17 protein-coding genes and 1 tRNA gene are annotated in these 20,134 nt (G+C 63.6%); 9 read left to right on the top strand and 9 right to left on the bottom strand.

From position 1 onward, the window contains the following. Window positions 1–56 precede the first annotated feature (56 nt). Together BRSPCE3_RS26340 and BRSPCE3_RS26335 are read left to right on the top strand one after the other, a co-directional pair. Window positions 57–704: a ubiquinol-cytochrome c reductase iron-sulfur subunit gene (locus BRSPCE3_RS26340; RefSeq protein ID WP_244069201.1), complete on the top strand. Its 648-nt coding sequence runs from the start codon at window positions 57–59 to the stop codon at window positions 702–704. An 82-nt stretch (window positions 705–786) separates the two neighbouring features. Continuing rightward, window positions 787–2,517 (top strand): methanol/ethanol family PQQ-dependent dehydrogenase, encoded by a 1,731-nt coding sequence (locus tag BRSPCE3_RS26335; protein ID WP_244069200.1) that lies wholly within the window; start codon window positions 787–789, stop codon window positions 2,515–2,517. Between the two features lie 129 nt (window positions 2,518–2,646). Here the strand turns inward: BRSPCE3_RS26335 and BRSPCE3_RS26330 are convergent, their stop codons facing one another. The 3 genes from BRSPCE3_RS26330 to BRSPCE3_RS26320 are packed head-to-tail and all read right to left on the bottom strand — an operon-like array spanning window position 2,647 to window position 5,740. Beyond that, entirely contained in the window at window positions 2,647–2,916 is a 270-nt protein-coding gene (locus tag BRSPCE3_RS26330) for a hypothetical protein (protein ID WP_244069199.1), read from the bottom strand. A gap of 54 nt (window positions 2,917–2,970) precedes the next feature. Further along, window positions 2,971–5,286, bottom strand: a complete 2,316-nt coding sequence (locus BRSPCE3_RS26325; RefSeq protein WP_244069198.1) for a molybdopterin cofactor-binding domain-containing protein — start codon at window positions 5,284–5,286, stop codon at window positions 2,971–2,973. Between the two features lies 1 nt (window position 5,287). Then, the gene (locus tag BRSPCE3_RS26320; RefSeq protein ID WP_074130888.1) at window positions 5,288–5,740 is read right to left on the bottom strand and encodes a (2Fe-2S)-binding protein; all 453 of its coding nucleotides are present in this window, start codon (window positions 5,738–5,740) and stop codon (window positions 5,288–5,290) included. A 513-nt stretch (window positions 5,741–6,253) separates the two neighbouring features. On the opposite strand from BRSPCE3_RS26320, the gene BRSPCE3_RS26315 reads away from it, so the two are divergent. Then, window positions 6,254–6,328, top strand: a tRNA-Glu gene (locus tag BRSPCE3_RS26315). Between the two features lie 40 nt (window positions 6,329–6,368). Here the strand turns inward: BRSPCE3_RS26315 and BRSPCE3_RS26310 are convergent. Beyond that, window positions 6,369–7,664, bottom strand: coding sequence for an MFS transporter (locus BRSPCE3_RS26310; RefSeq protein WP_244069197.1), 1,296 nt, complete (start codon window positions 7,662–7,664; stop codon window positions 6,369–6,371). Between the two features lie 94 nt (window positions 7,665–7,758). Here BRSPCE3_RS26310 and BRSPCE3_RS26305 point away from each other — a divergent pair, with 94 nt between their 5' ends. Continuing rightward, a complete protein-coding gene (locus tag BRSPCE3_RS26305; protein ID WP_244069196.1) occupies window positions 7,759–8,457 on the top strand; it encodes a TetR/AcrR family transcriptional regulator in 699 nt (232 codons plus the stop codon). A 120-nt stretch (window positions 8,458–8,577) separates the two neighbouring features. Here the strand turns inward: BRSPCE3_RS26305 and BRSPCE3_RS26300 are convergent, their stop codons facing one another. Next, window positions 8,578–9,198: an HNH endonuclease gene (locus BRSPCE3_RS26300; RefSeq protein WP_244069195.1), complete on the bottom strand. Its 621-nt coding sequence runs from the start codon at window positions 9,196–9,198 to the stop codon at window positions 8,578–8,580. Window positions 9,199–9,529: 331 nt separating this feature from the next. Then, window positions 9,530–10,792, bottom strand: coding sequence for a beta-ketoacyl-ACP synthase II (fabF, locus tag BRSPCE3_RS26295; RefSeq protein WP_244069194.1), 1,263 nt, complete (start codon window positions 10,790–10,792; stop codon window positions 9,530–9,532). Window positions 10,793–11,345: 553 nt separating this feature from the next. On the opposite strand from fabF, the gene BRSPCE3_RS26290 reads away from it, so the two are divergent. The 3 genes from BRSPCE3_RS26290 (at window position 11,346) to BRSPCE3_RS26280 (ending at window position 14,208) form a co-directional block, all read left to right on the top strand. After that, window positions 11,346–12,368 (top strand): hypothetical protein, encoded by a 1,023-nt coding sequence (locus tag BRSPCE3_RS26290; protein ID WP_244069193.1) that lies wholly within the window; start codon window positions 11,346–11,348, stop codon window positions 12,366–12,368. A gap of 206 nt (window positions 12,369–12,574) precedes the next feature. Further along, complete coding sequence (locus tag BRSPCE3_RS26285; RefSeq protein WP_309296337.1) at window positions 12,575–13,795, top strand: DNA cytosine methyltransferase; 1,221 nt, start codon at window positions 12,575–12,577, stop codon at window positions 13,793–13,795. Next, window positions 13,792–14,208, top strand: coding sequence for a very short patch repair endonuclease (locus BRSPCE3_RS26280; RefSeq protein ID WP_283843169.1), 417 nt, complete (start codon window positions 13,792–13,794; stop codon window positions 14,206–14,208). The genes BRSPCE3_RS26285 and BRSPCE3_RS26280 overlap by 4 nt, the downstream gene beginning before the upstream one ends. Here BRSPCE3_RS26280 and BRSPCE3_RS26275 read toward each other — a convergent pair. From BRSPCE3_RS26275 to BRSPCE3_RS26265, 3 genes are all read right to left on the bottom strand, one after another. Then, complete coding sequence (locus BRSPCE3_RS26275; RefSeq protein ID WP_244069191.1) at window positions 14,170–14,880, bottom strand: hypothetical protein; 711 nt, start codon at window positions 14,878–14,880, stop codon at window positions 14,170–14,172. The two genes, BRSPCE3_RS26280 and BRSPCE3_RS26275, sit on opposite strands and share 39 nt — an antisense overlap. A gap of 437 nt (window positions 14,881–15,317) precedes the next feature. After that, window positions 15,318–15,584: an HGGxSTG domain-containing protein gene (locus tag BRSPCE3_RS26270; protein ID WP_244069190.1), complete on the bottom strand. Its 267-nt coding sequence runs from the start codon at window positions 15,582–15,584 to the stop codon at window positions 15,318–15,320. Further along, entirely contained in the window at window positions 15,581–16,237 is a 657-nt protein-coding gene (locus tag BRSPCE3_RS26265) for a hypothetical protein (protein WP_244069189.1), read from the bottom strand. Before BRSPCE3_RS26265 ends, BRSPCE3_RS26270 begins: the two co-directional genes overlap by 4 nt. A 409-nt stretch (window positions 16,238–16,646) precedes the next feature. Between BRSPCE3_RS26265 and BRSPCE3_RS26260 the strand changes: the two genes are divergently transcribed. Both BRSPCE3_RS26260 and BRSPCE3_RS26255 read left to right on the top strand, forming a co-directional pair. Further along, the gene (locus BRSPCE3_RS26260) at window positions 16,647–18,968 is read left to right on the top strand and encodes a molybdopterin guanine dinucleotide-containing S/N-oxide reductase (protein WP_244069188.1); all 2,322 of its coding nucleotides are present in this window, start codon (window positions 16,647–16,649) and stop codon (window positions 18,966–18,968) included. A 121-nt stretch (window positions 18,969–19,089) separates the two neighbouring features. Continuing rightward, window positions 19,090–20,130: an alpha/beta fold hydrolase gene (locus tag BRSPCE3_RS26255; RefSeq protein WP_244069187.1), complete on the top strand. Its 1,041-nt coding sequence runs from the start codon at window positions 19,090–19,092 to the stop codon at window positions 20,128–20,130. Window positions 20,131–20,134: the final 4 nt, after the last annotated feature.

Raw genomic sequence — 20,134 nt, 5'->3', positions numbered from 1 at the left:
GCATCGAGAATGTATGTCGCCATCTTTTCGGCCGAGTTGCACGTTCAGCTTGCGCCATGCCGCAATCCAACCCCAGCGCTTCCATCGAACAATCCGGTGAATCCGATGCAGCAGGGTCGTTGACCGATCCGACGCGTCGCGCGGTGTTGACCGCGCTTGCGAGCTGCGCCTGTCTTGCCGCGATCGAGCCCGCAGCCGCCGACGATGAAGACCAGCCCGGCGCAAGTGAGCGGCCGCAAAAAGCCGACGTGCTGGTGCGTGCCGAAGGCGACAAGGCCGGCCAGGTCATCAAGTCGGATGATCTGACGCTCGGCGGACCGCCCATTCGCGCCTGGCCGCAGGACCCGAAGACGTCCGTCATCCGCAAGGGTTCGCGGCTCAACGAGGTCGTCCTCGTCAAGCTCGATCCGAACGAGCTCGACGACACGACGCGCGCACGTTCGCCAGACGGCATCGTCTGCTACTCGGTGATCTGTTCGCATGCCGGATGTCCGATCACCGCCTGGGTGAAGCAGGACCAGGGCGACAAGAACGTCCTGAAATGCCTCTGTCACAACTCCGAATACGATCCGCGGCAGAATGCGCAGGTGGTGTTCGGGCCGGCGCCACGTCGCCTCGCGGCACTGCCGCTGACGGTTGCCGACGGCGCGATCACGGTCGCAGCGCCATTCGTTGGAAAGGTGGGTGCCCAGCAAGGAGGATGAGGCCGCACCGGGATTTCTGCGTGACTTAAATAACAAAACCAAGACTGAAAAAACAAAACAGAGCAGAGGGAGGTAGCATCTCATGACAAGCAAGCAGTGGTTACTGTCGAGTTGTGTTGCATTCACGTGCCTCATTTCGACCTACGCCGTGGCGGGGCCGATTGAAAACTACAGTTCAGTGACGTCGCAACGTCTCGAAAATCCCGAACCCGGCAACTGGATGCTCTATCGCCGGACCTATGACGGACAGGGTTTCAGTCCGCTCGACCAGATCAACACATCCAATGTGAAAGACCTCAAGCCGGTCTGGACCTTCTCGACCGGCGTGATCGAGGGCCATGAGGCGCCGCCGATCGTCAACAACGGCGTGATGTTCGTCGCGACCCCGATGGGGCAGGTGATCGCGCTCAACGCCAAGACCGGCGAAGAGTACTGGCGCTACAAGCGGCAGCTTCCCGACGATCTGTTCCAGCTGCACCCGACCAGCCGCGGTGTCGGCCTGTGGGAGGACAAGCTCTATCTCGCCACCACCGACGACCATGTCGTCGCGCTCGACGCCAAGACCGGCAAGGTGGTCTGGGACACCAAGGTGCAGGACTACAAGAAGGGTCAGTACATGACCCTGATGCCGCTGATCGTCGACGGCAAGGTGATCGTCGGCGGTTCCGGCGGCGAGTTCGGCGTGCGCGGCTATGTCGTCGGCTTCGACGCCAACAGCGGCAAGGAGCTGTGGCGCACTTTCACCATTCCCGGCGAAGGCGAGCCCGGTCACGAGACCTGGAGCGGCGACGACTGGAAGTCGGGTGGCGGATCGGCCTGGATGACCGGCACCTACGACAAGGACACCAAGACGGTCTATTGGGGCGTCGGCAACGCCGCACCATGGCCCGGCTCGATGCATGCCGGCGACAACCTCTACACCAGCTCGGTGCTGGCGCTCGATCCCGACACCGGCAAGATCAAGACCCACTTCCAGTATCACCAGAACGATTCCTGGGACTGGGACGAGGTCGATGCGCCGATGCTGATCGACATGCAGCGCGACGGACGGTCGTTCAAGAGCCTGGTCCATCCCGGCCGCGACGCGATCTTCTGGGTGCTGGAGCGCAAGCCGGACAAGATCAACTATGTCGCCGGCTGGCCGTTCGTGAAGACCAATGTCTGGAAGGGCATCGAGGCCGAGACCGGCCGGCCGATCCTCGATCCCGAGCACAAGCCGGTGCTCGGCAAGCGGGTCGAGTTCTGCCCGTCGCTGTGGGGCGGCAAGGACTGGCCGTCGGCGGCCTACAGCCAGAACACCAAGCTCGTCTATGTTCCCGCCAACGAGAATTTCTGCGGCGGTTTCACCGGCGAGAAGCAGCCGCTGGTTCCAGGCCAGCTCTGGCTCGGCACCAAGCCGGAGGACATCGGCCTGACGCCCGCACCGAACGCCGATCATTTCGGCGAGCTGCAGGCGTGGGATCCAGTCACCGGCAAGAAGGTCTGGCAGCATGACTACAAGACCTCGCAGCTGTTCGGCGCGGTGACCGCGACTGCGGGCGACCTGGTTCTCGCCGGCGGCACCAACGACCGGATGTTCCGGATCTTCAACGCCAAGACCGGCGAGGTGTTGTGGGAGCAGAAGACCAACTCCGGCATCATGGCGATGCCGATGTCCTATGAGGTCGACGGCAAGCAATACATCGCGGTCCAGTCGGGCTGGGGTGTCGACGCGCAGCGCATCCAGGACGCGCTCGCCGGCAAGGTTGCGGGCTTCGAGAACAACGTCCCGCAAGGCGGCGTGATCTGGGTGTTCGCGCTCGACAAGAAGTAAGCGCGCGACTTGAGCTTCGGTTCTGATTCAATCAGAGCCGGAGCTCGAGAATGCTTTTAAGCGACAGGGGGCGATGCGATCGGGAAGCGGCGGCTGGGGAGACCGCCCGCTTCCCGATCCGCTCATTGCCTATTTTCCCTTGGTGTCGACCTTCTGCTTCTCGTCGTCGTTCATTTTCTTGATCGTGGGATCCTTGGCGGCCTCACCGGTGGTTTGGCCGGTGGTCGCCGGCGGAGCGTTGCTTGGAGCCGAGGTCTGGTCGGGCAGCACCTTGGCCGGACGCGTCGCTGTCGTGCTCGGCGGCGAAGTGGTTTGTGCGGAAGCCTGTGCGGCAAAGAGAAAGACGCCCGCGGACAGCAATGCCGCGAGCGTCCCGAATGTCTGAGGTGGGGTTCTCATCGATCTACTCCAGAGTATCGATCGATGAGAACGGCCCGTCTCGCGTAACGTTCCTCAAGTCTCCAGCTGCTTGCCGATCGGAAGCGCGCGGATGCGTTTTCCGGTGGCGGCGAAGATCGCGTTGATCAGGGCCGGCGCGAACGGCGGCACGCCGGGCTCGCCGACGCCGCTCGGCGGCGTGTCGGCTGCGGGCGGCACGATGTAGACGTTGGTGATTGCAGGCGATTCGTCGATCCGGATCACCGGGAAGTCGTCGAAATTGCTCTGCTGCACCTTGCCGTCCTTGAAGCTGATCTCGCCGTATTTGGCGAGGCTCAACCCCATGATCGCGGCGCCTTCGATCTGCGAGTGGATCCGTTCCGGATTGACGTAAGTGCCGCAATCGATCGCGGTGTCGACCCGCGGCACCGTGAGCTTGCCCTTGTCGTCGATCGCCACCTCGACGATGGTCGCGATGTAGCTGACGAACGAGCGATGCACCGCGATGCCGAGACCGTGGCCTTTCGGCACGGTACGGCCCCACTCTCCCTTCTCGGCGACCAGCTCGACCACCTTGCGCAGCCGCGCGGTGTCGATCGGGTAGCTGTCATAGGGCTCGCCGTAGTTCCAGGGATCCTTCACCGAGGCCAGATTGACGATCCGCGGGCTGCCGATCAGCTCCAGCAGCATGTCCTTCTGGTCGCGGCCCGTCGCATGCGCGATTTCCCCGACCATGGACTGCACCGCGAAGGCGCGCGGGATGTTGGAGACCGAACGGAACCAGCCGATCCGCGTGAACGCCGCGGCTTCCGGGTTCTCGCATTGCAGGTTGGCGATCTCGAACGGGTTGTCGATCAGGCCCATGCCGAGCTCGAACGGCGCTTCGTGATTGGCGCCGGCGGCAAAGGTCGAGGCGATGGTCGGCGCCACGCTGCGATGCCGCCACGCGATCACCTTGCCGCTCTTGTCGAGACCGGCCTCGATCCGTTCCACCGAGACGGTGTGCAGGAAGTCGTGATGGACGTCGTCCTCACGGGTCCACTGCACCTTGACCGGCACGCCGAGTTCCTTCGACAGCAACGCCGCCTCGAGCGCGAAGTCGCATTTCGACTTGCGGCCGAAGCCGCCGCCGAGCAGCGTCACGTTGACGGTGACATTGTCCTCGGGAATCCCGAGTGTCTTGGCGACGTCCTCACGGGTGCCGCCGGGACTCTGCACCGGCGCCCAGATCTCCGCCTTGTCGCCCTTGACGTCGGCCACCGCGACCGGCGGCTCCATGCTGACATGGGCGAGATGCGGCAGATAGTATTCGCCGACAATCACCTTGTCGGCGCTCTTCAGCGCCGCATCGACATCGCCTTCCTTCCGCACCACGAGGCCGGGCTTGCGCGCGGCCTCTTCGAGCGAAGCACGATAGGTGACGGAGTCGTATTTGGCATTGGCGCCGTCGTCCCAGACGATCTTCAGCGCGTCGCGGCCCTTGATCGCGGCACCGGTGTTGCGCGCGATCACGGCCACGCCGCCGAGCGGCTGGAACTTGGACGGCCACGGCCAGCCCTTGACCTCCATCACCTTCTCGACGCCTGGCACTTTCATCGCCGCGCTGTCGTCGAACGACTTGACCTTGCCGCCGGTGACCGGCGGCCGCGCGATGACCGCGTATTTCAGGCCGGGCAGGCGGGTGTCGGCGCCGTAATGCGCCTTGCCGGTGGTGATGTCGTGCAGGTCGACGATCGAGACCTGGCCCTTGCCGAGATAGCGGAAGTCCTTCGGGTCCTTGAGCTTGAGGCCTTCGATGCTCGGCACCGACTCTTTCGCAGCGTCGGCCGCGAGTTCGCCGAAGCCGGCCTTGCGGCCGCTCGCGCTGTGCACGACCTCATGGTTCTGCGCCTTCACCTCGGTGACCGGCACGCCCCACTTCTTGGCGGCGGCGGCTTCCAGCATCGAGCGCGCCGAGGCGCCGATCTGGCGCATCGGGATCAGATAGTGCCGCGTCGAGCGCGAGCCGTCGGTGTCCTGGTTGCCGAACTTGACCTCGTCGCCATGCGCCTGCTGGACATGGACGCGCGACCAGTCGGCTTCCATCTCCTCGGCGACGATCAGCGGCAGGCTGGTACGGACGCCGGTGCCCATCTCGGAGCGATGCGCCAAAATGGTGACGATGCCGTCGGGCGCGATCGCGACGAACACGCGCGGGTCGACCACGACGCCATGCGGCATCTTGCCGGCCCCGGTCTCATAGGCGAACGCCTGGCGCGTCATCACGGGTGCAGCGAGCACGAAGCTGCCGGCAATGCCGAGGCCCTTGAGGATGCTGCGGCGCGAGACGTTCTCGACCTTCACGTGCTTCTCGAAGCCGCGAAGCTTTCCGGGGTTGGTGCGGATATTCATGTCACACCCCCGTCGATGCGAGATGCACGGCATTCTCGATCCGCTGATAGCAGCCGCAGCGGCAGATATTGCCGGACATGGCTTCGCGGATCTGGTCGTGGTTGGGCTTCGGGTTCTGGTCGAGCAGCGCCGCCGCCTGCATGATCTGGCCGGCCTGGCAGTAGCCGCATTGCGGCACGTTGACCTGGCGCCACGCCTTCTGCACCGGATGGTCGCCGGTCGGGTGCAGCCCCTCGATGGTGGTGACCTCGCGGCCGGCGGCGTCGGAGACCGAGGTGATGCAGGCGCGCACCGCCTCCTTGTCGATGATCACGGTGCAGGCGCCGCACAGTGCCTGGCCGCAGCCGAACTTGGTGCCGGTGAGACCGGCTTCGTCACGCAGATACCACAGGAGCGAAAGATCCGGGTCGCCATCCCAATTCTGTTCCTGGCCGTTGATTTTTAGTTTGATCATGGTCTGTCCTCGCTCTGCCTAAGCTATTGACCGGTACGGCGCGAGGGACGGAACATCTTCCATCGCCAGCGGCCGCGCTGATGTTTTGTTGTGCCAAGATGTTGGTGAGCCAAATTTGCCGTGCGCCAAGCTTCTGCGCAGTGTTCCAAGCACTCCTCTCGCTTGTCCGGCGCCGTGCGGGCGCAGCATGGTGAAGGGCTGCGATGTTAGCAGAGGCAGGCGCGGTGTGACTTCACAGGGAGGTGTTTTGCATTTCCGTTTGGCGAAAGCAGGGCCGTGCGCGCGGCAGAGATGACATCTCAAGGTGGCCGTCATGCGCGCGGCGCGGCCGCATCGCTGATCCCGTGCGGGTGCGACGCGCGCGGGGTTCTCGGGGCGCAGGGCTGTTCCCGGGGCGTTGCCGTGCCGAAACTTCCGGCACGGCGTGGGTAGCATGGCTGACAAAATCCCCGCCGCAATGCACAAGCCATCTTGCGGCAGGGCGATTTCGAGGCTATTGCCTTGCCTCTCAACGCTCCCTTCGTCTAGCGGTTAGGACGCGGCCCTCTCAAGGCTGAAACAGGGGTTCGATTCCCCTAGGGAGCGCCATTCACCCCCGAGAGTCCTAATCCGCATCGGTCGCGCGTCCTCACGCCGCGGCGAGCACGGGCTGCGCCGGCCGCCGCGTGATCATGAGCGACAGCACGGCAGCGATGATGCCAGTGACGCCTGCGATCATGAAGGCCTGCAGATAATCGCCCTCCGCCGAGCGCATGAAGCCGGCGAAGAACGCGGCGCAGGCGGCGCCGAGCTGATGGCCCGCGACCACCCAGCCGAACACCAGCGGCGCGTTCTTGTCGCCGAACGCCTCGTTGGCGATCCGCACCGTCGGCGGCACCGTCGCGATCCAGTCGAGCCCGTAGAACACCGCGAACACCGACAGGCTCACCAGCGAGAAATCCGAGTAGGGCAGATAGATCAGCGACAGGCCGCGCAGCCCGTAATACAGGAACAAGAGCTTGCGCGGATCGAACCGGTCGGTGAGCCAGCCCGACAGCGTGGTGCCGAACAGGTCGAAGAATCCCATCAGCGCCAGCAGGCCCGCGGCCTGCACCTCGACGATGCCGTGGTCGCCGCAGAACGCGATCAGATGGGTGCCGACCAGGCCGTTGGTGGTGAAGCCGCAGATGAAGAAGGTCGCGAACAGGAACCAGAACGCCCGCGTCTTGGCCGCGCGCACCAGGTTCGAGATCGCGGCGACGAACGGATTGCCCTGCGCGGGCGGCGCTGCCTGATCGTCGTGCTGGCTGCCATACGCGCGCAGCCCGACCGAGGCCGGCCGCTCCGGCACCAGGAAATACACCAGCGGAATGAGCGCCGCGCAGCAGGCGGCGACCGTCAGCACCACCGGCTGCCAGCCGCCCCAGGCCACCAGCGCCGCGAGGCCGGGCATGAAGATCAAGGTGCCGGTCGCGGTCGACGCCGTCAGCAGCCCCATGACGAGGCCGCGATTGCTGGTGAACCAGCGGTTGACGATGGTGGCGCCGAGCACGTTGGCGACCGCGCCCGAGCCGATCCCGGACAGCAAGCCCCAGCTCATGAACAATTGCCACGGCGCGGTCATGAAGTAGCTGATGCCGGTCGAGACCGACATCAGCGCCAGCGCGCCGAGCACGGTGCGGCGGATGCCGAAGCGCTGCATCACCGCGGCGGCGAACGGGCCGGCCAGGCCATAGAGGAAGATGCCGACCGCGGCGGACGAGGAGATCACGCCGACGTCCCAGCCGAACGCCTGCTGCAGCGGCAGCATCAGCACGCCCGGCGTCGAGCGCAGGCCGGCCGAGGCGAGCAGCGCCAGGAAGATCACGGCGACGACGACGAAGGCGTAGTTCTGGCCGAACGGCCGTCGCGAGACGGGGGCGGCTTGAATGGAGGTGTCTTGCATGTTACGTCCCGGTACGTGTTGCGATGCGGCGTGTATACGTACCGGTCAGTAACATTGTCAAGCGCGCCGCGCGGGAGGGATCCGGATGGCTGCCATGAAGAAATCGGACGAGCCGGCCGCGGAACGTCCGGCCAAAGCGTTTTCGAGCGAAGTGGCGACCGGTTCGCGCAAGGAAAACGCGTCAAAACAAGAATCTGGGGCCCCGTTCCGATCCCATCGGAACGGAACAGGCCCCAGGGCCGCGGACCGGATCCGCGCCTCGGCGGCCGAGCTGTTCTATCGCGAGGGCATCCGCGCCGTCGGCGTTGACGAGGTGGTCGACCGCGCCGGCGTCACCAAGCCGAGCCTCTATCGCAGCTTCGCCTCCAAGGACGATCTCGCCGCCGCCTATATGCGCGACTACGAGGCGAATTTCTGGGAGAATTTCGAGAAGCCCGGCGGCAAATCCTATGCCGATCCGCGCGAGCACGTGCTCGCCTACATCAAGGTGCTGTCGGCGCGCGCCGTGGCCACCGGCTATCGCGGCTGCGGCCTCACCAACGCCACCGTGGAATATCCGGCGCGCGACAATCCCGCGCGGCAGGTCGCCGAGGCGCACAAGAAGCTGTTCCGCAAGCGCCTGCGCGAGCTCGCCGCCCTGATGGGCGCGCGCCACCCGGCGATGCTCGGCGACGCCCTGCTGCTCTTGATCGAGGGCATCTACGTCACCGGCCAGCAGTCGGAGGAGGGCCCGGCGCAGTCGGCGCTGACGGTGGCGAGGCTCCTGATCGATGCCGGCGTCGCGAAGCCGTGAGGCGCAAGTCCCGTAGGGGGTGAGCGAAGCGACGCCCAGGGGAAAGTCTGCACTGGACATCCCGCACATCGCTTGCGCCCATGCGGGCTGGCGCGGTCGGCCAAATATCTGTCCGCTAGATCAATCAGTGTCGCGTGATGGAAACTTCGGCCTAAGCTTTGGATCGGCAGGACAACGCACTTTTGTGCCGTGCAGGCCGACTGATGCGGCTATATCCGACTTAGAATATGGCCCGTCTCGCATGTTAGGGTCGGAAAATTGAATGACGTGATCCGCCGAAACAGTGATCCACTCAGTATCGAATAGTCGATGATGATTCGCGCACAAAAGTAAGCCATTACAAACATCCATCTTTTGTTCTGCCGAGCACTCCCAGAACGGCACTATATGGGCAGCCTCTAGCGCATCGTAGAATGACAGATCGCACATGGCGCACTGGTGATCATAGGCGATAATCAGTGCCTCTCGAAAAATCTTCTGCGCTATACCTCGGTCCTTGACCCGACGATATATGGCTTCTGAGGCGCCAGGATCGTTGATTAGCTCCCGGGCAAGTGTCTCGAACGTTTCGTTCTCACCAAAGCCGAGGAATGGGTTTGCTTTGGCCGCCCAATCCTCGCCGTAAACTAACGTGATACCGGATTCCAGATCATCAATATCCCACGCGACGAATCCAGAACCAGGTCGCCTCTGGGACTTGCTAACGACAATAGCGGTGAGTGGCGGCAGGCCCGCCTCCATACAGTACCTCTGGATCACGTCTAAGACGTACCTCACGCTCCGATGATGTATACCGACTGCCTCTCCTAGTTGCTTATAGAAAATCGTTTTTCGTTCCCTTGCCATCGTTGTTAAAACGGGCCATGCAAGGGCGCACTTATTTTCCCAGCTTTGATTTTGCTTAGGCATCGAGCCCCCTCTCCCTGGCAAACGAGGGCCATCGTAGTCCAGTCGGCGTGCAAAGATAGCTCCGAAATCTCGAGACCGCTAATCTAGCGAGGCCCAAGGCTTGAGGTTCTGTTGCGCCCGTCCACGCATATCGCTGCGCTCATGTGGACTACTTGCTGCCGCCTCAGGCCCAGCGCCGAAACACCAGGCTGGCGTTGACGCCGCCGAATCCAAACCCGTTTGAGATCGCGTGTTCGATCGCCATCGGCCGCGCCACATTCGCGACCAAATCGATACCCTCCGCGGCCGGATCGGCGTTCTCCAGATTGAGCGTCGGCGGCGCGACCTGGTCGCGCAGCGCCAGGATCGTGAAGATCGCCTCGATACCGCCGGCAGCGCCAAGCAGATGTCCGGTCGCCGACTTGGTCGCGCTGACCGCAATCTTTCCCTCGCGCCCGAACACCCGCGCGATCGCCGCGAGCTCGGAGAGATCGCCGACCGGCGTCGAGGTCGAATGCGCGTTGAGATGCTGGATCTCGCCGGGCTGCAGCCCGGCCTGCCGCAGCGCCGCCTCCATCGCCCGTCGCGCGCCGTCGCCGTCCTCGGGACCCGCGGTGATGTGATAGGCATCCGCCGTGGTGCCGTAGCCGGTGAGCTCGGCGATCGGCTGCGCGCCGCGCCGCAGCGCGTGCTCGAGCTCCTCGATCACGAGCACGCCGCCGCCTTCGCCCATCACGAAACCGTCGCGGTCGCGGTCGAACGGCCGCGACGCGCGCGCCGGCGTGTCGTTGAACGCCGTCGACAGCGCCCGCGCCGCGGCAAAGCTGCCGAGGGCGACCGGCTCGATGCAGGCCTCCGCGCCGCCGCAGATCGCGACGTCCGCTTCGCCCGACCTGATCAGCCGCGCGCCGTCGCCGATCGCCTGCACGCTCGCCGCGCACGCGGTCACCGGCGCGCCGATCGGCCCCTTGTAGCCGTAGCGGATGGTGATGTGCCCGGCCGCGAGATTGGCCAGGAAGGAGGGAATCGTGAACGGCGACAGCCGGCGCAGCCCGCTCGTCTCCGCGGTGCGCACCGCGTCCGCGATCGCCGGAAACCCGCCGATCCCCGATGCGATCACCGTCGCGGTGCGCGCCTGCGCATCCGCCTCGCCCGGCATCCAGCCGGCCTGCGCCACAGCCTCGCTCGCCGCGAGCAGCGCGAACAGGATGAACCGGTCCATCTTCTTCTGGTCCTTGCGCGGCGCCGCGAGATCAGGATCGAACCCGCCCTCGGCATCGGCGGCCTTGTTAGGAACCTGTCCCGCTACGCGCCCCGGCAGCGCCGTCGCCCAATCGGGCAATGCGGCAAGCCCGGAACGCCCGGCAAGCAGCCGCGACCACACCAGCTCGGTGCCACAGCCCAGCGGAGACACCGTCCCCAGGCCCGTCACGACAATTCGACGCATGGTGCTCCTGTTGTGGTCTTGGTGCGGACCGGCGTGGCCGGGAGGCGAGATTGCTCGCGCGTCGGGTCTGTTTCATATGATAATCGTCATGTATTGCCTCAAATGTGCGGACGTCAAGGTGTTGACTTCCTCTCAACGCTCCCTTTGTCTCGCGGCTCGCACGGCCATCTCAGGGCTGAGGCTGGGCGCGATTTCACTCGGGAGTGCGCTACGTCGAGAGAGTAGGCGGCTTAGCGCTTCGGTATTCGCCTGTCGGCAATATTTCGGTGTGCATGCGGGAATTGTGTTGAACGTCGTTCCCGCAAATTCGGCCATATTGTCGTGGACAAGGCAACGAAGCACGGGATCGGTGGATTAGGCCCGGACCATCGCCGCAGGTAACTGGCGGTTCATCCCTTCACGACCTGAGAGAGACCCGTCCTCTCGATAACCCGATCCGACCATCAAACTGGATTTCGTAACAAATTGGGTCATAGACAATTTTGCCAAGGTTGCATTGAAGTTCAGTGCAATCTATAGTGTATCTTTTTAAGGGATATTGAAGAGGTGCATTATGGAACAGTTTGTTACTGCTTTGAGCGAAACCTTCAATCTTGTTCTCGCTTCATCATCGACGGCGATCTTATCCGCCGTCGGCCTGTTCCTGCTTCTCTTGACAGCTATGATGGCTTACTTGGCAGTAAAATCAAAACCCGACGAATTGTCGACTTTCGTCAAGGTTTCTTTGTTTGTTTGCTTGTTCGGAGGCATGTTGTTTTCAGCGTCCGGGCCCGCGCTTGCTCTTTTTTACGTTTCGCAAAACCCGATCAAGACCAAATCGGTCGACAAATCTTTCGACGATCTGACGACAAATGCGCGCGTTGACTATGTTGTTCGGCTAATTGCCTACGATCCCGTAGCGCATCCCGAACTCAGCATCGATCGATTGAAGCGGCTTGGACCCTCGCAACAAGAGTTCTCATTCGTTGCGGACTACAACGAACTAAGGGGGTACACCGTCCGGGAAGCGCTGGAGAAAATTGGTGCCAGTTATACGCCAGGGCAGTACGTATCCGCGATCATATTTCCCCTAAAGACGCGGCTCTATCCGGCGAACGCAAGGGGCCTAATTCAGATCGTCAGCGAGGTCGAGGGGCGAGGAGCCATTGACCTAAAGGATCGATTTTTTTCTGATCCTGGCAAGCTCGACAAGGACCAAGTGAAGGACATCAAAAATCACGAAATCTGGACATACAAGTTGGATAACTTCAAGGACCTCTATCCACGCTATTGCAAGCTCGCACAGGCGTATTTCTGCGGAGCATTCGCATCACGCGACATGGTTGGCGGGCTATACCCGGATTGGCACCCGCTCGGGTTTTCCCAGAAGAACCCGCCGGCAGATCCTTGCCAAATTGCGCAACAGGATTTTTGCGAGTTCACGGACTGGAAACAAGCTCGGGCGAAGTGGCACGCCACCTTTGGTAGCCGCGCGTTCTTAATTGCCAACTTGGAAATTGAACATATCCCGGGTCGCATGTTGTTCTATTTCGATGATCCAGACCGAAACGTCATCCCAGACATTGGTGCGCGATAACCGGTGCTGTGCTGTGACATCCGTACTTATCAGCAAGCGTAGCCCGGATGAGCGCAGCGACATCCGGGGAATGGTCCGGCCCCCGCTGCGCTCATGTGGGCTACTTGCTTCGTCGAGCGGTTAGGGGTGCGATCAGTATTCCGTCAATTCTCACCATTTCTTCTTGTCGAAAACCGTCGGTCTTGGATTGACGGAATTGGAACGAAATGAGAACAATGCTCGTCTGCGGCAGATGTGCTCGATTCGTTGGGTTGGGGTTGAAAGTGAAGGTTGCGGGGCTATTCGCCGGTATCGGGGGGCTGGAGCGGGGCCTTGCTTCCGCGGGGCATGAGCCCAGCCTGCTATGCGAGATTTGGGAGCCCGCTCGAGCTGTCCTAGCGGCTAGGATGCCTGGCGTGCCGTGCGAGCGAGACGTTCGAGACCTCAAGTCCCTTCCGAAGGAAGTCGAACTGATAACAGGCGGATTCCCCTGTCAGGATCTCAGTCAGGCAGGTCGAACTCTGGGTATTGGGGGGGCTCGGTCGGGCTTGGTGGGTGAAATATTTCGTCTACTCGACCGTCGGCGTGTGCCGTGGGTCGTGCTTGAGAATGTTTCGTTCATGCTACAGCTAGACAAGGGAAGCGGCATGCGCACCCTGGTCGAAGCGTTTGAGGAGCGCGGCTATCGCTGGGCCTACCGCGTCGTGAATAGCCTCTCATTCTTGCCGCAACGGCGGGAGCGGGTGCTCTTCGTCGCGACTACGACTGACGTCGATCCAGCTTCGGTCGTTCTAACGGACGAAGCTGTGCCAAGTGTGCGTCCAACCAATCTCGATGCTTACGCCCACGGCTTCTACTGGACCGAAGGATTACGTGGCCTCGGGTGGGCTCCTGATTCTATTCCTACGTTGAAGAACGGCTCGACCGTTGGGATAGCTTCTCCTCCCGCGATCCTATTGCCGTCAGGGGATGTCATTACACCCGACATTCGAGACGCAGAGCGGCTGCAAGGCTTTCCGGAGAATTGGACCCGTCCAGCAGAGCAGGTAACTCGTGCGTCGCTTCGCTGGTCGCTCGTCGGGAACGCCGTGACGGTTTCCGTTGCAGCGTGGTTGGGCAAACGTTTGGCTCGACCCGGCAAGTATGATGCCGGTCGAGATGGCGCGCTTCCTGAGAACGGCCGGTGGCCTACGGCGGCACGCTATGACGGCAATGGCAGGCATGCAGTCCGCATCAACTCTTACCCGAAATGGGAAGCGCGGCCTGTCTTGACACAATTTCTCCGTCACGATGGAAAGCCTCTTTCAGCGCGTGCCACGAGGGGATTCCTTTCTCGAACCGAGCGAGCCAAGCTCCGCTTTGCAGATGGCTTTCAAGATCGACTTCGGGAGCATCTCCTCCGGATGGACGCCCTTGAGCACGCGAAGTTCGCCGTTGCCGCGGAATGAAAGCACGGCGCCCTGATCCCGAAACTTCCGCACGAATGGCGCGGGTACGGCGGAAGGGTACGAAGATCGAGACGATGGTCTCGACCGTGCTGCGCGATCTGGGAGCTCACTATCGCAAGAACGTAAAGACGCTTCCTGGGAGCCCTGATTTTGCGAACCGCTCGAAACGCTGGGCCGTCTTCGTCAATGGCTGCTTTTGGCACCATCACAAGGGTTGCGCCAGGGCGACGATTCCCAAATCAAATCGCGATTTTTGGGTTGCCAAGTTCCGGGACAACAGACGCAGAGATGCACGAAACACAGCGCGTCTCCTGCGGGCAGGTTATCGCGTCATCGTCGTATGGGAGTGTCAAGAGGATCAAATCCGAGGCAAACTAACCAAGATCCTTGAAGCGCGTAGCGTAGATGCCTGATAGCCGGGCGATCATGTTTTCATAGTTGTAGATGTCGCCCTTGGGCGGTGACGGTGGTCCGCCCATGAGCTCAACGTCGCTTCCATCGTTTGCCATCTTTATGACCACAATCGAGATAGCGTCATAGCCAACGTCGCCCACTTTCGAACGACGCGGTAGTTGCTTGATCTTGTCGATTGCGAGCTGGGCGTCTCGTGGCTGCTTGTGCCGGCTCCATTCCGGATCATCCGATCGGTTCTTCTTGTTCAGATCAGGACTGAGATAAGTATCAGCGACGTTCACCATGGTGAACGCGACGGCAATCGCTTGATCGCTCGCACCATGCACCGTGAGATGGGACGAGTTCAGCTCGTCATATAGACGGGGAAGAGCACGCTGGTGTGCCGTCATGCAGGCTTTGGCTTCGAGCGCCATGAGGACTGAGCCAACTGGAGCACGAGCAAGCCTTGGAAGCCCCTCGAATGCCGTTCGTTCCCCGTCCGTCAGGTCGATCCCGTAGTCTTCCGCAATGCTCTCCAAAGTCTCATTCGTCGCGGGCCCCCCAGGCGTGCAGAGCACGAGATCCAGATTCTTCTTTCGATCGTGTACGAAGTCGCGCATTTCGTGATTGATGCCGAAACAGACGGTGCCCGCCTCCACATGGCGCCTAAGGAGGGGGGTGGAGATCATCAAGTCGAAAATGACTCCCCAGCAAGCAACCTTCGAATGATGATCGCTGCGCGAATGATATTGCCACGCATTATGATAGCGGTCGCGGATGCTCGCTGACGATAGCGTTCGAGCGAGTATTGCTGGCCCATTCATTGGCGCCCCAGATCCATCTTAGCCCACCCAACCTTCTTACCTGATTCGGCCGAGCAGGCATTTCGAGGCGAGTCGGGGGCCATTTAGGCCCTGGGAGGAAGCGACGCACCGTCATCACGCCGCCGCTGCTTTACAGTCCTGCACCGAAAACCGAGCCGCGGCAAGCCGACCTCGAGTTCAAGCGAGCACTGTCGAGCCTCGTCGTCGTGGAGACGTTCTATCGCGGCTTGGGGGCAACATGTGCGGCGTGGAACCACGCTCGGACGACGTCTAAATTGCGCATGAGCCTAGTATGCCGTTACCAATCACCTCATCCCCTCCAGCGCCTTCCTCACCTCTTCCAGCAGCACCCGTATCTCCCTCCGCTCCGCGATCGCATCCCCGGTGAACAGCCCATGCTTTCGCGCGTTCCGGTTGGCCCTGGGCGCGCCGGATCCCTTTGCGCCGCCATGCATGCGGCAGCGCGTCTTGCCGTGCACCGCCGGTGCGCGGCAGGCGCCCCCGCTGCGGGTCTTGGCGCCGCAGCGCAGGCTCGCCCGCATCGCCCCGGTGGTTCTGGTGTGATCGCTCATGCCTGGGCGTTTTGTCCGGCGTCGGCGGCATCGTGCCGTCGCCGGGCGCCCGCGGGCCTCAGCGCGCGCGCCGCGGCGGCCGGGGGCTGGTCGGAGACGATCACGTTCGCATGCTGGGTGATGGTGCCGACGATGGCGTTGCCGCCGTCTTCCACCTTTACGTTCTGCACGGTGATGGCGGGCTCGCGCTGGCTGCGATACCGATTGAGCGCGTCGATCTGGGCGGGGAAGGTGCGGGTGAGCCGGCCGAGCGCCCGCGCGGCGCTGTCGTGCTGGGCGAGGTCGTCGGCATGCGCGAGGTGATGGGCGCAGCGCATCGCCATCACATGCACCGACACCATCTGCGCCACCAGCATCGCCTCGACGGAATCCCGTGGGCCAAGGCTCTTCACCATCGAGATCATGAAGGCGAGGTTGACCTCGCAGGGCCTGCCGCCGCTGACGCTGGCCTTGACCAGTTGCCGCAGGATGCCGTCCATCGCGTCGCGATCGGCGGCGCCCAGCGCGTTCGCCATCAGCGCTTCGCCGAGCTTCCGGTCGGGATGGTCGATCGCGTATCCGCGCCGCGAGAGTTTGATGCGCGGTGTCGCCGTCTGGAGCGGGACGGGGGCGGCGGTGGTCGTCGGCACGGCGATGTCAGGTGCGGTGGTCATGTCGATGGTCCTTGGGCGCGCGCGGCGTGCGCGCAGGCGATCGCTCGCTGCGGGTGCCGGCGCGATGTCGATGGTGGGGAGGGGGTTTTGGTCGCAAGCGCAATCGTCGCGCCGCTGTGGCGGGCGAGGGGTGCTTGCAAGATTTCGGAATATTGGAAATGTACCCCTGAGTTGCCCGACGTGTCAAGGTGCCACGTCGAGCGCCGGCAGCCGGCCGCTTACTGTGCATGGGGTTGTTTTCGATATTTTGGCCGCGCGCCCCTCGGCGGGTAGTTCCGCCGCCGTCAGGCGCAGTCATGCCGGCACGGCACGTCGATATCAGTGCTTTCGGGTACCGCGCGCCGGCTGGATCATTATACTGCCCAGAACGTTGCGACCCAGGCGCGGCCTGACAGATGAGCGAGACCCGATGAGCGACACCATTGGCTTCCCCGATCCCGGCCTCGATCTGTCCGATGGTTTCAAGCCGCACACCTCGCATTGGGGCGTGTTCTCGGCGCGGCTCGGCCAACAAGGTCTCGAAGTCCGGCCCTATGGCGGCGATCCCGATCCGAACCGCATCATCAACAACTTCCCCGGCGCGCTGCACCACCAGGCGCGCATCGGCCAGCCGGCGATCCGCCGCGGCTGGCTCGAGCGCGGCCCCGGTCCCGACGATCGCCGCGGCCGCGACGAGTTCGTCTCCGTCAGTTGGGAAAGGGCAATCGACCTGCTCGGCGGCGAGCTTGGGCGCATCCGCGACACGATCGGCCCCGGCGCGGTGTTCGGCGGCTCCTATGGCTGGTCCAGCGCGGGCCGCTTCCACCACGCGCAGAGCCAGGTGCATCGCTTCCTCAACATCGCGCTCGGCGGCTATGTGCGCTCGGTGAACACCTATTCCTCGGGCGCGTCCTCGGTGCTGCTGCCGCAGATCCTCACCGGCTACGAGGACATCACCAAGCGCAACGTCACCTGGGAGCAGATCGCGGCCGAGACAGACATCGTGCTGGCGTTCGGCGGCATGGCGCTGAAGAACTCGATGGTGGCCGGCGGCTCGATCAGCAAGCATGTCGAGCGCGGCGCGATGGAGGCGGCGTACCGCCGCGGCTGCCAGTTCGTGCTGGTCAGCCCGCTGCGCGACGATCTGCCGGTCGAGGCCGGCGCCGAATGGCTGACCGCTGTCCCCGGCACCGACACCGCGCTGATGCTCGGCCTCGTCCACACTTTGGTCAGCGAAGGCCTGCACGATCAGGCCTTCCTCGATCGCTACACCGAGGGCTGGCCGGTGTTTTTGCGCTATCTCATGGGCGAAAGCGACGGCGTGCCCAAGAGCGCCGCATGGGCCGCGGCGATCTGCGGCATCGATGCCGGCACCATCACGTCGCTGGCACGGCGGCTTGCCGGCCGGCGCGCGCTGATCACCGTGTCGCACTCCCTGCAGCGCGCCGAGCATGGCGAGCAGCCGGTGTGGATGGGCATGGTGCTGGCGGCAGCCCTCGGCCAGATCGGCCTGCCCGGCGGCGGCTATGCCTATTCGCTCGGCGCGATCGGCTATTACGGCCGCCGCGTCAACGCGGTGCCCGGACCGACGCTCGGCCAGGGCCGCAACGGCGTCGCCGACTTCATTCCGGTGGCGCGGATCGCCGACATGCTGCTCAATCCCGGCACGACGTACCGCTACAATGGCGAGACCCGGACCTATCCGGATATCCGCCTGGTCTATTGGGCCGGCGGCAATCCGTTCCACCATCACCAGGACCTCAACCGCCTGCGTAAGGCGTTTGCGCGGCTCGACACGCTGGTCGTGCACGAACTCGCCTGGACCGCCACGGCGCGCCACGCCGACATCGTGCTGCCCTCGACGATGACCTTGGAGCGCGAGGACATCGGCTATTCCACCAACGATCCCCTGATGGTCGCGATGCACCGGATCGCCGAGCCGTTCGGCCTCGCCCGCGACGACTACGACATCTTCGCCGATCTCGCCGATCGTCTCGGCGCCCGCGAGCCGTTCACCGAGGGCCGCACCTCGCGCGAGTGGCTGCAACATCTCTATGAGCCGACGCGCAAGGCGCTCGCCGCCCGCGGGCTGGAAGCGCCCAGCTTCGATGAGTTCTGGGCGCGCGGCAGCCTGGTGGCGCCGCAGCATCTCGACGACGGCGGCTCGCTGCGCCGCTTCCGCGAGGATCCCGTCGCACGCCCGTTGCCGACGCCGAGCGGGCGGATCGAGATTTTTTCGCAGAAGATCGCCGGTCACGGCGATGCGGATTGCCCGGGCCATCCGGTCTGGCTTGAAAAGACCGACACGCCAAAGCCCGGCGCGCCGTGCTTCCTGGTCGCCAACCAGCCGGTGACGCGGCTGCACAGCCAGCTCGATTTCGGCGGCCATTCGCTCGATGCCAAGCATCGCGGCCGCGAGGTCGCGCGCATGAATCCGCGCGATGCTGTGGCGCGCGGCATTGCCGATGGCGACATCATCCGCATCTTCAACGCGCGCGGGGCTTGCTTGGCCGCGGTACACGTCACCGACGGCATCGCAGCAGGCGTGGTGCAGCTGCCGACCGGCGCCTGGTACGATCCGATGGACCCCGAGGAGGAAGCGCCGCTCTGCGTGCACGGCAATCCGAACGTGCTGACGCGTGATATCGGCACGTCATCTTTCGCGCAGGGCTGCACCGGGCAACTGACGACCGTTGAGGTCGAGCGTTTCAACGGCAACCTGCCGCCGATCCGGGCGTTCGATCCGGCGTAATTTCACGTACTCGTCGCAGATTCACGGCCGATCACGAACAAATCATCGCTGGACGCTGGATGGCGCCCACACGTTCGGCTACGGCATCACGCAATCGCCCCTGAGTTCTGGATTGGCCGAGATGCACCTGAAAGCCCTGTTTCTTGCCGTCGCGGCGACCGTCGCGCTCGCTTCGTCCAACGCATCGGCGCAATCGGCCGCCGAGCCGGCCTACGGACCGGAATTGCAGGGTTTTGAGTATCCCTATCCGGTCGAGCACTACCGCTTCAGTTCGCAGGGGCAGCCGCTCGACATGGCCTATCTCGACGTCAAGCCGGCGACGCCGAATGGCCAGACCGCGGTGCTGCTGCACGGCAAGAATTTCTGTGCCGCCACCTGGGACGGCACCATCAAGGCGCTCAGCGCCGCCGGTTATCGCGTGATCGCGATCGACCAGATCGGGTTCTGCAAATCCAGCAAGCCGGAACGCTATCAGTTCACCTTCCAGCAGCTCGCCGGCAACAGCCGCGCGCTGCTGGCGTCGCTCGGGATCGAACATGCGATCATGGTCGGCCATTCGACCGGCGGCATGCTGGCGATGCGTTACGCGCTGATGTATCCGGAGGCCACCGACCGCCTGGTGCTGGTCGATCCGATCGGGCTCGAGGACTGGAAGGCCAAGGGCGTGCCGTGGCTCAGCCTCGACGGCTGGATGCAGCGCGAGACCCGCGTCACCGCCCACAGCATCCGCGCCTATGAGCGCGCCACCTACTATGCCGACACCTGGGATCCATCCTACGAGACCTGGGTGCAGATGCTGGCCGGCATGTATCGCGGGGAGGGCCGCGCCGCCGTGGCGTCGAGCTCGGCGCGGCTCTACGACATGATCGCGACCCAGCCGGTGTTCTACGAATTCGAGCAGATCAAGCCGCCGACGCTCTTGTTCGTCGGCGACAAGGACACCACCGCGATCGCCAAGGACACCGCGCCGCCGGAGCTCCGCAAGACGCTCGGCAATTATCCTGTGCTCGGCAAGGAAGCCGCCAAGCGGATTCCGCACGCGCAGCTGATCGAATTCCCCGATCTCGGCCATTCGCCGCAGATCCAGGCGCCGGCGCGCTTCCACGAGGCGCTGCTCGGCTGGTTGCAGCATCCGGAAACCGGCGCGATGCTGGTCAAGTAGGCGC

Source organism: Bradyrhizobium sp. Ce-3, assembly GCF_022835695.1.
GTDB lineage: Bacteria > Pseudomonadota > Alphaproteobacteria > Rhizobiales > Xanthobacteraceae > Bradyrhizobium.
This window is presented reverse-complemented; position numbering and strand designations above follow the sequence as displayed.

Bases quoted from the DNA above. Each gene is read 5' to 3' on its own strand.
- BRSPCE3_RS26300 (WP_244069195.1), bottom strand. From the start codon at position 9,198: ATGGAGGCGGGCCTGCCGCCACTCACCGCTATTGTCGTTAGCAAGTCC.
- BRSPCE3_RS26255 (WP_244069187.1), top strand. From the start codon at position 19,090: ATGCACCTGAAAGCCCTGTTTCTTGCCGTCGCGGCGACCGTCGCGCTC.
- BRSPCE3_RS26325 (WP_244069198.1), bottom strand. From the start codon at position 5,286: ATGAATATCCGCACCAACCCCGGAAAGCTTCGCGGCTTCGAGAAGCAC.
- BRSPCE3_RS26340 (WP_244069201.1), top strand. From the start codon at position 57: ATGCCGCAATCCAACCCCAGCGCTTCCATCGAACAATCCGGTGAATCC.
- BRSPCE3_RS26265 (WP_244069189.1), bottom strand. From the start codon at position 16,237: ATGACCACCGCACCTGACATCGCCGTGCCGACGACCACCGCCGCCCCC.
- fabF (WP_244069194.1), bottom strand. From the start codon at position 10,792: ATGCGTCGAATTGTCGTGACGGGCCTGGGGACGGTGTCTCCGCTGGGC.
- BRSPCE3_RS26330 (WP_244069199.1), bottom strand. From the start codon at position 2,916: ATGAGAACCCCACCTCAGACATTCGGGACGCTCGCGGCATTGCTGTCC.
- BRSPCE3_RS26280 (WP_283843169.1), top strand. From the start codon at position 13,792: ATGAAAGCACGGCGCCCTGATCCCGAAACTTCCGCACGAATGGCGCGG.
- BRSPCE3_RS26285 (WP_309296337.1), top strand. From the start codon at position 12,575: ATGAGAACAATGCTCGTCTGCGGCAGATGTGCTCGATTCGTTGGGTTG.
- BRSPCE3_RS26320 (WP_074130888.1), bottom strand. From the start codon at position 5,740: ATGATCAAACTAAAAATCAACGGCCAGGAACAGAATTGGGATGGCGAC.
- BRSPCE3_RS26270 (WP_244069190.1), bottom strand. From the start codon at position 15,584: ATGAGCGATCACACCAGAACCACCGGGGCGATGCGGGCGAGCCTGCGC.
- BRSPCE3_RS26335 (WP_244069200.1), top strand. From the start codon at position 787: ATGACAAGCAAGCAGTGGTTACTGTCGAGTTGTGTTGCATTCACGTGC.
- BRSPCE3_RS26290 (WP_244069193.1), top strand. From the start codon at position 11,346: ATGGAACAGTTTGTTACTGCTTTGAGCGAAACCTTCAATCTTGTTCTC.
- BRSPCE3_RS26260 (WP_244069188.1), top strand. From the start codon at position 16,647: ATGAGCGACACCATTGGCTTCCCCGATCCCGGCCTCGATCTGTCCGAT.
- BRSPCE3_RS26310 (WP_244069197.1), bottom strand. From the start codon at position 7,664: ATGCAAGACACCTCCATTCAAGCCGCCCCCGTCTCGCGACGGCCGTTC.
- BRSPCE3_RS26305 (WP_244069196.1), top strand. From the start codon at position 7,759: ATGAAGAAATCGGACGAGCCGGCCGCGGAACGTCCGGCCAAAGCGTTT.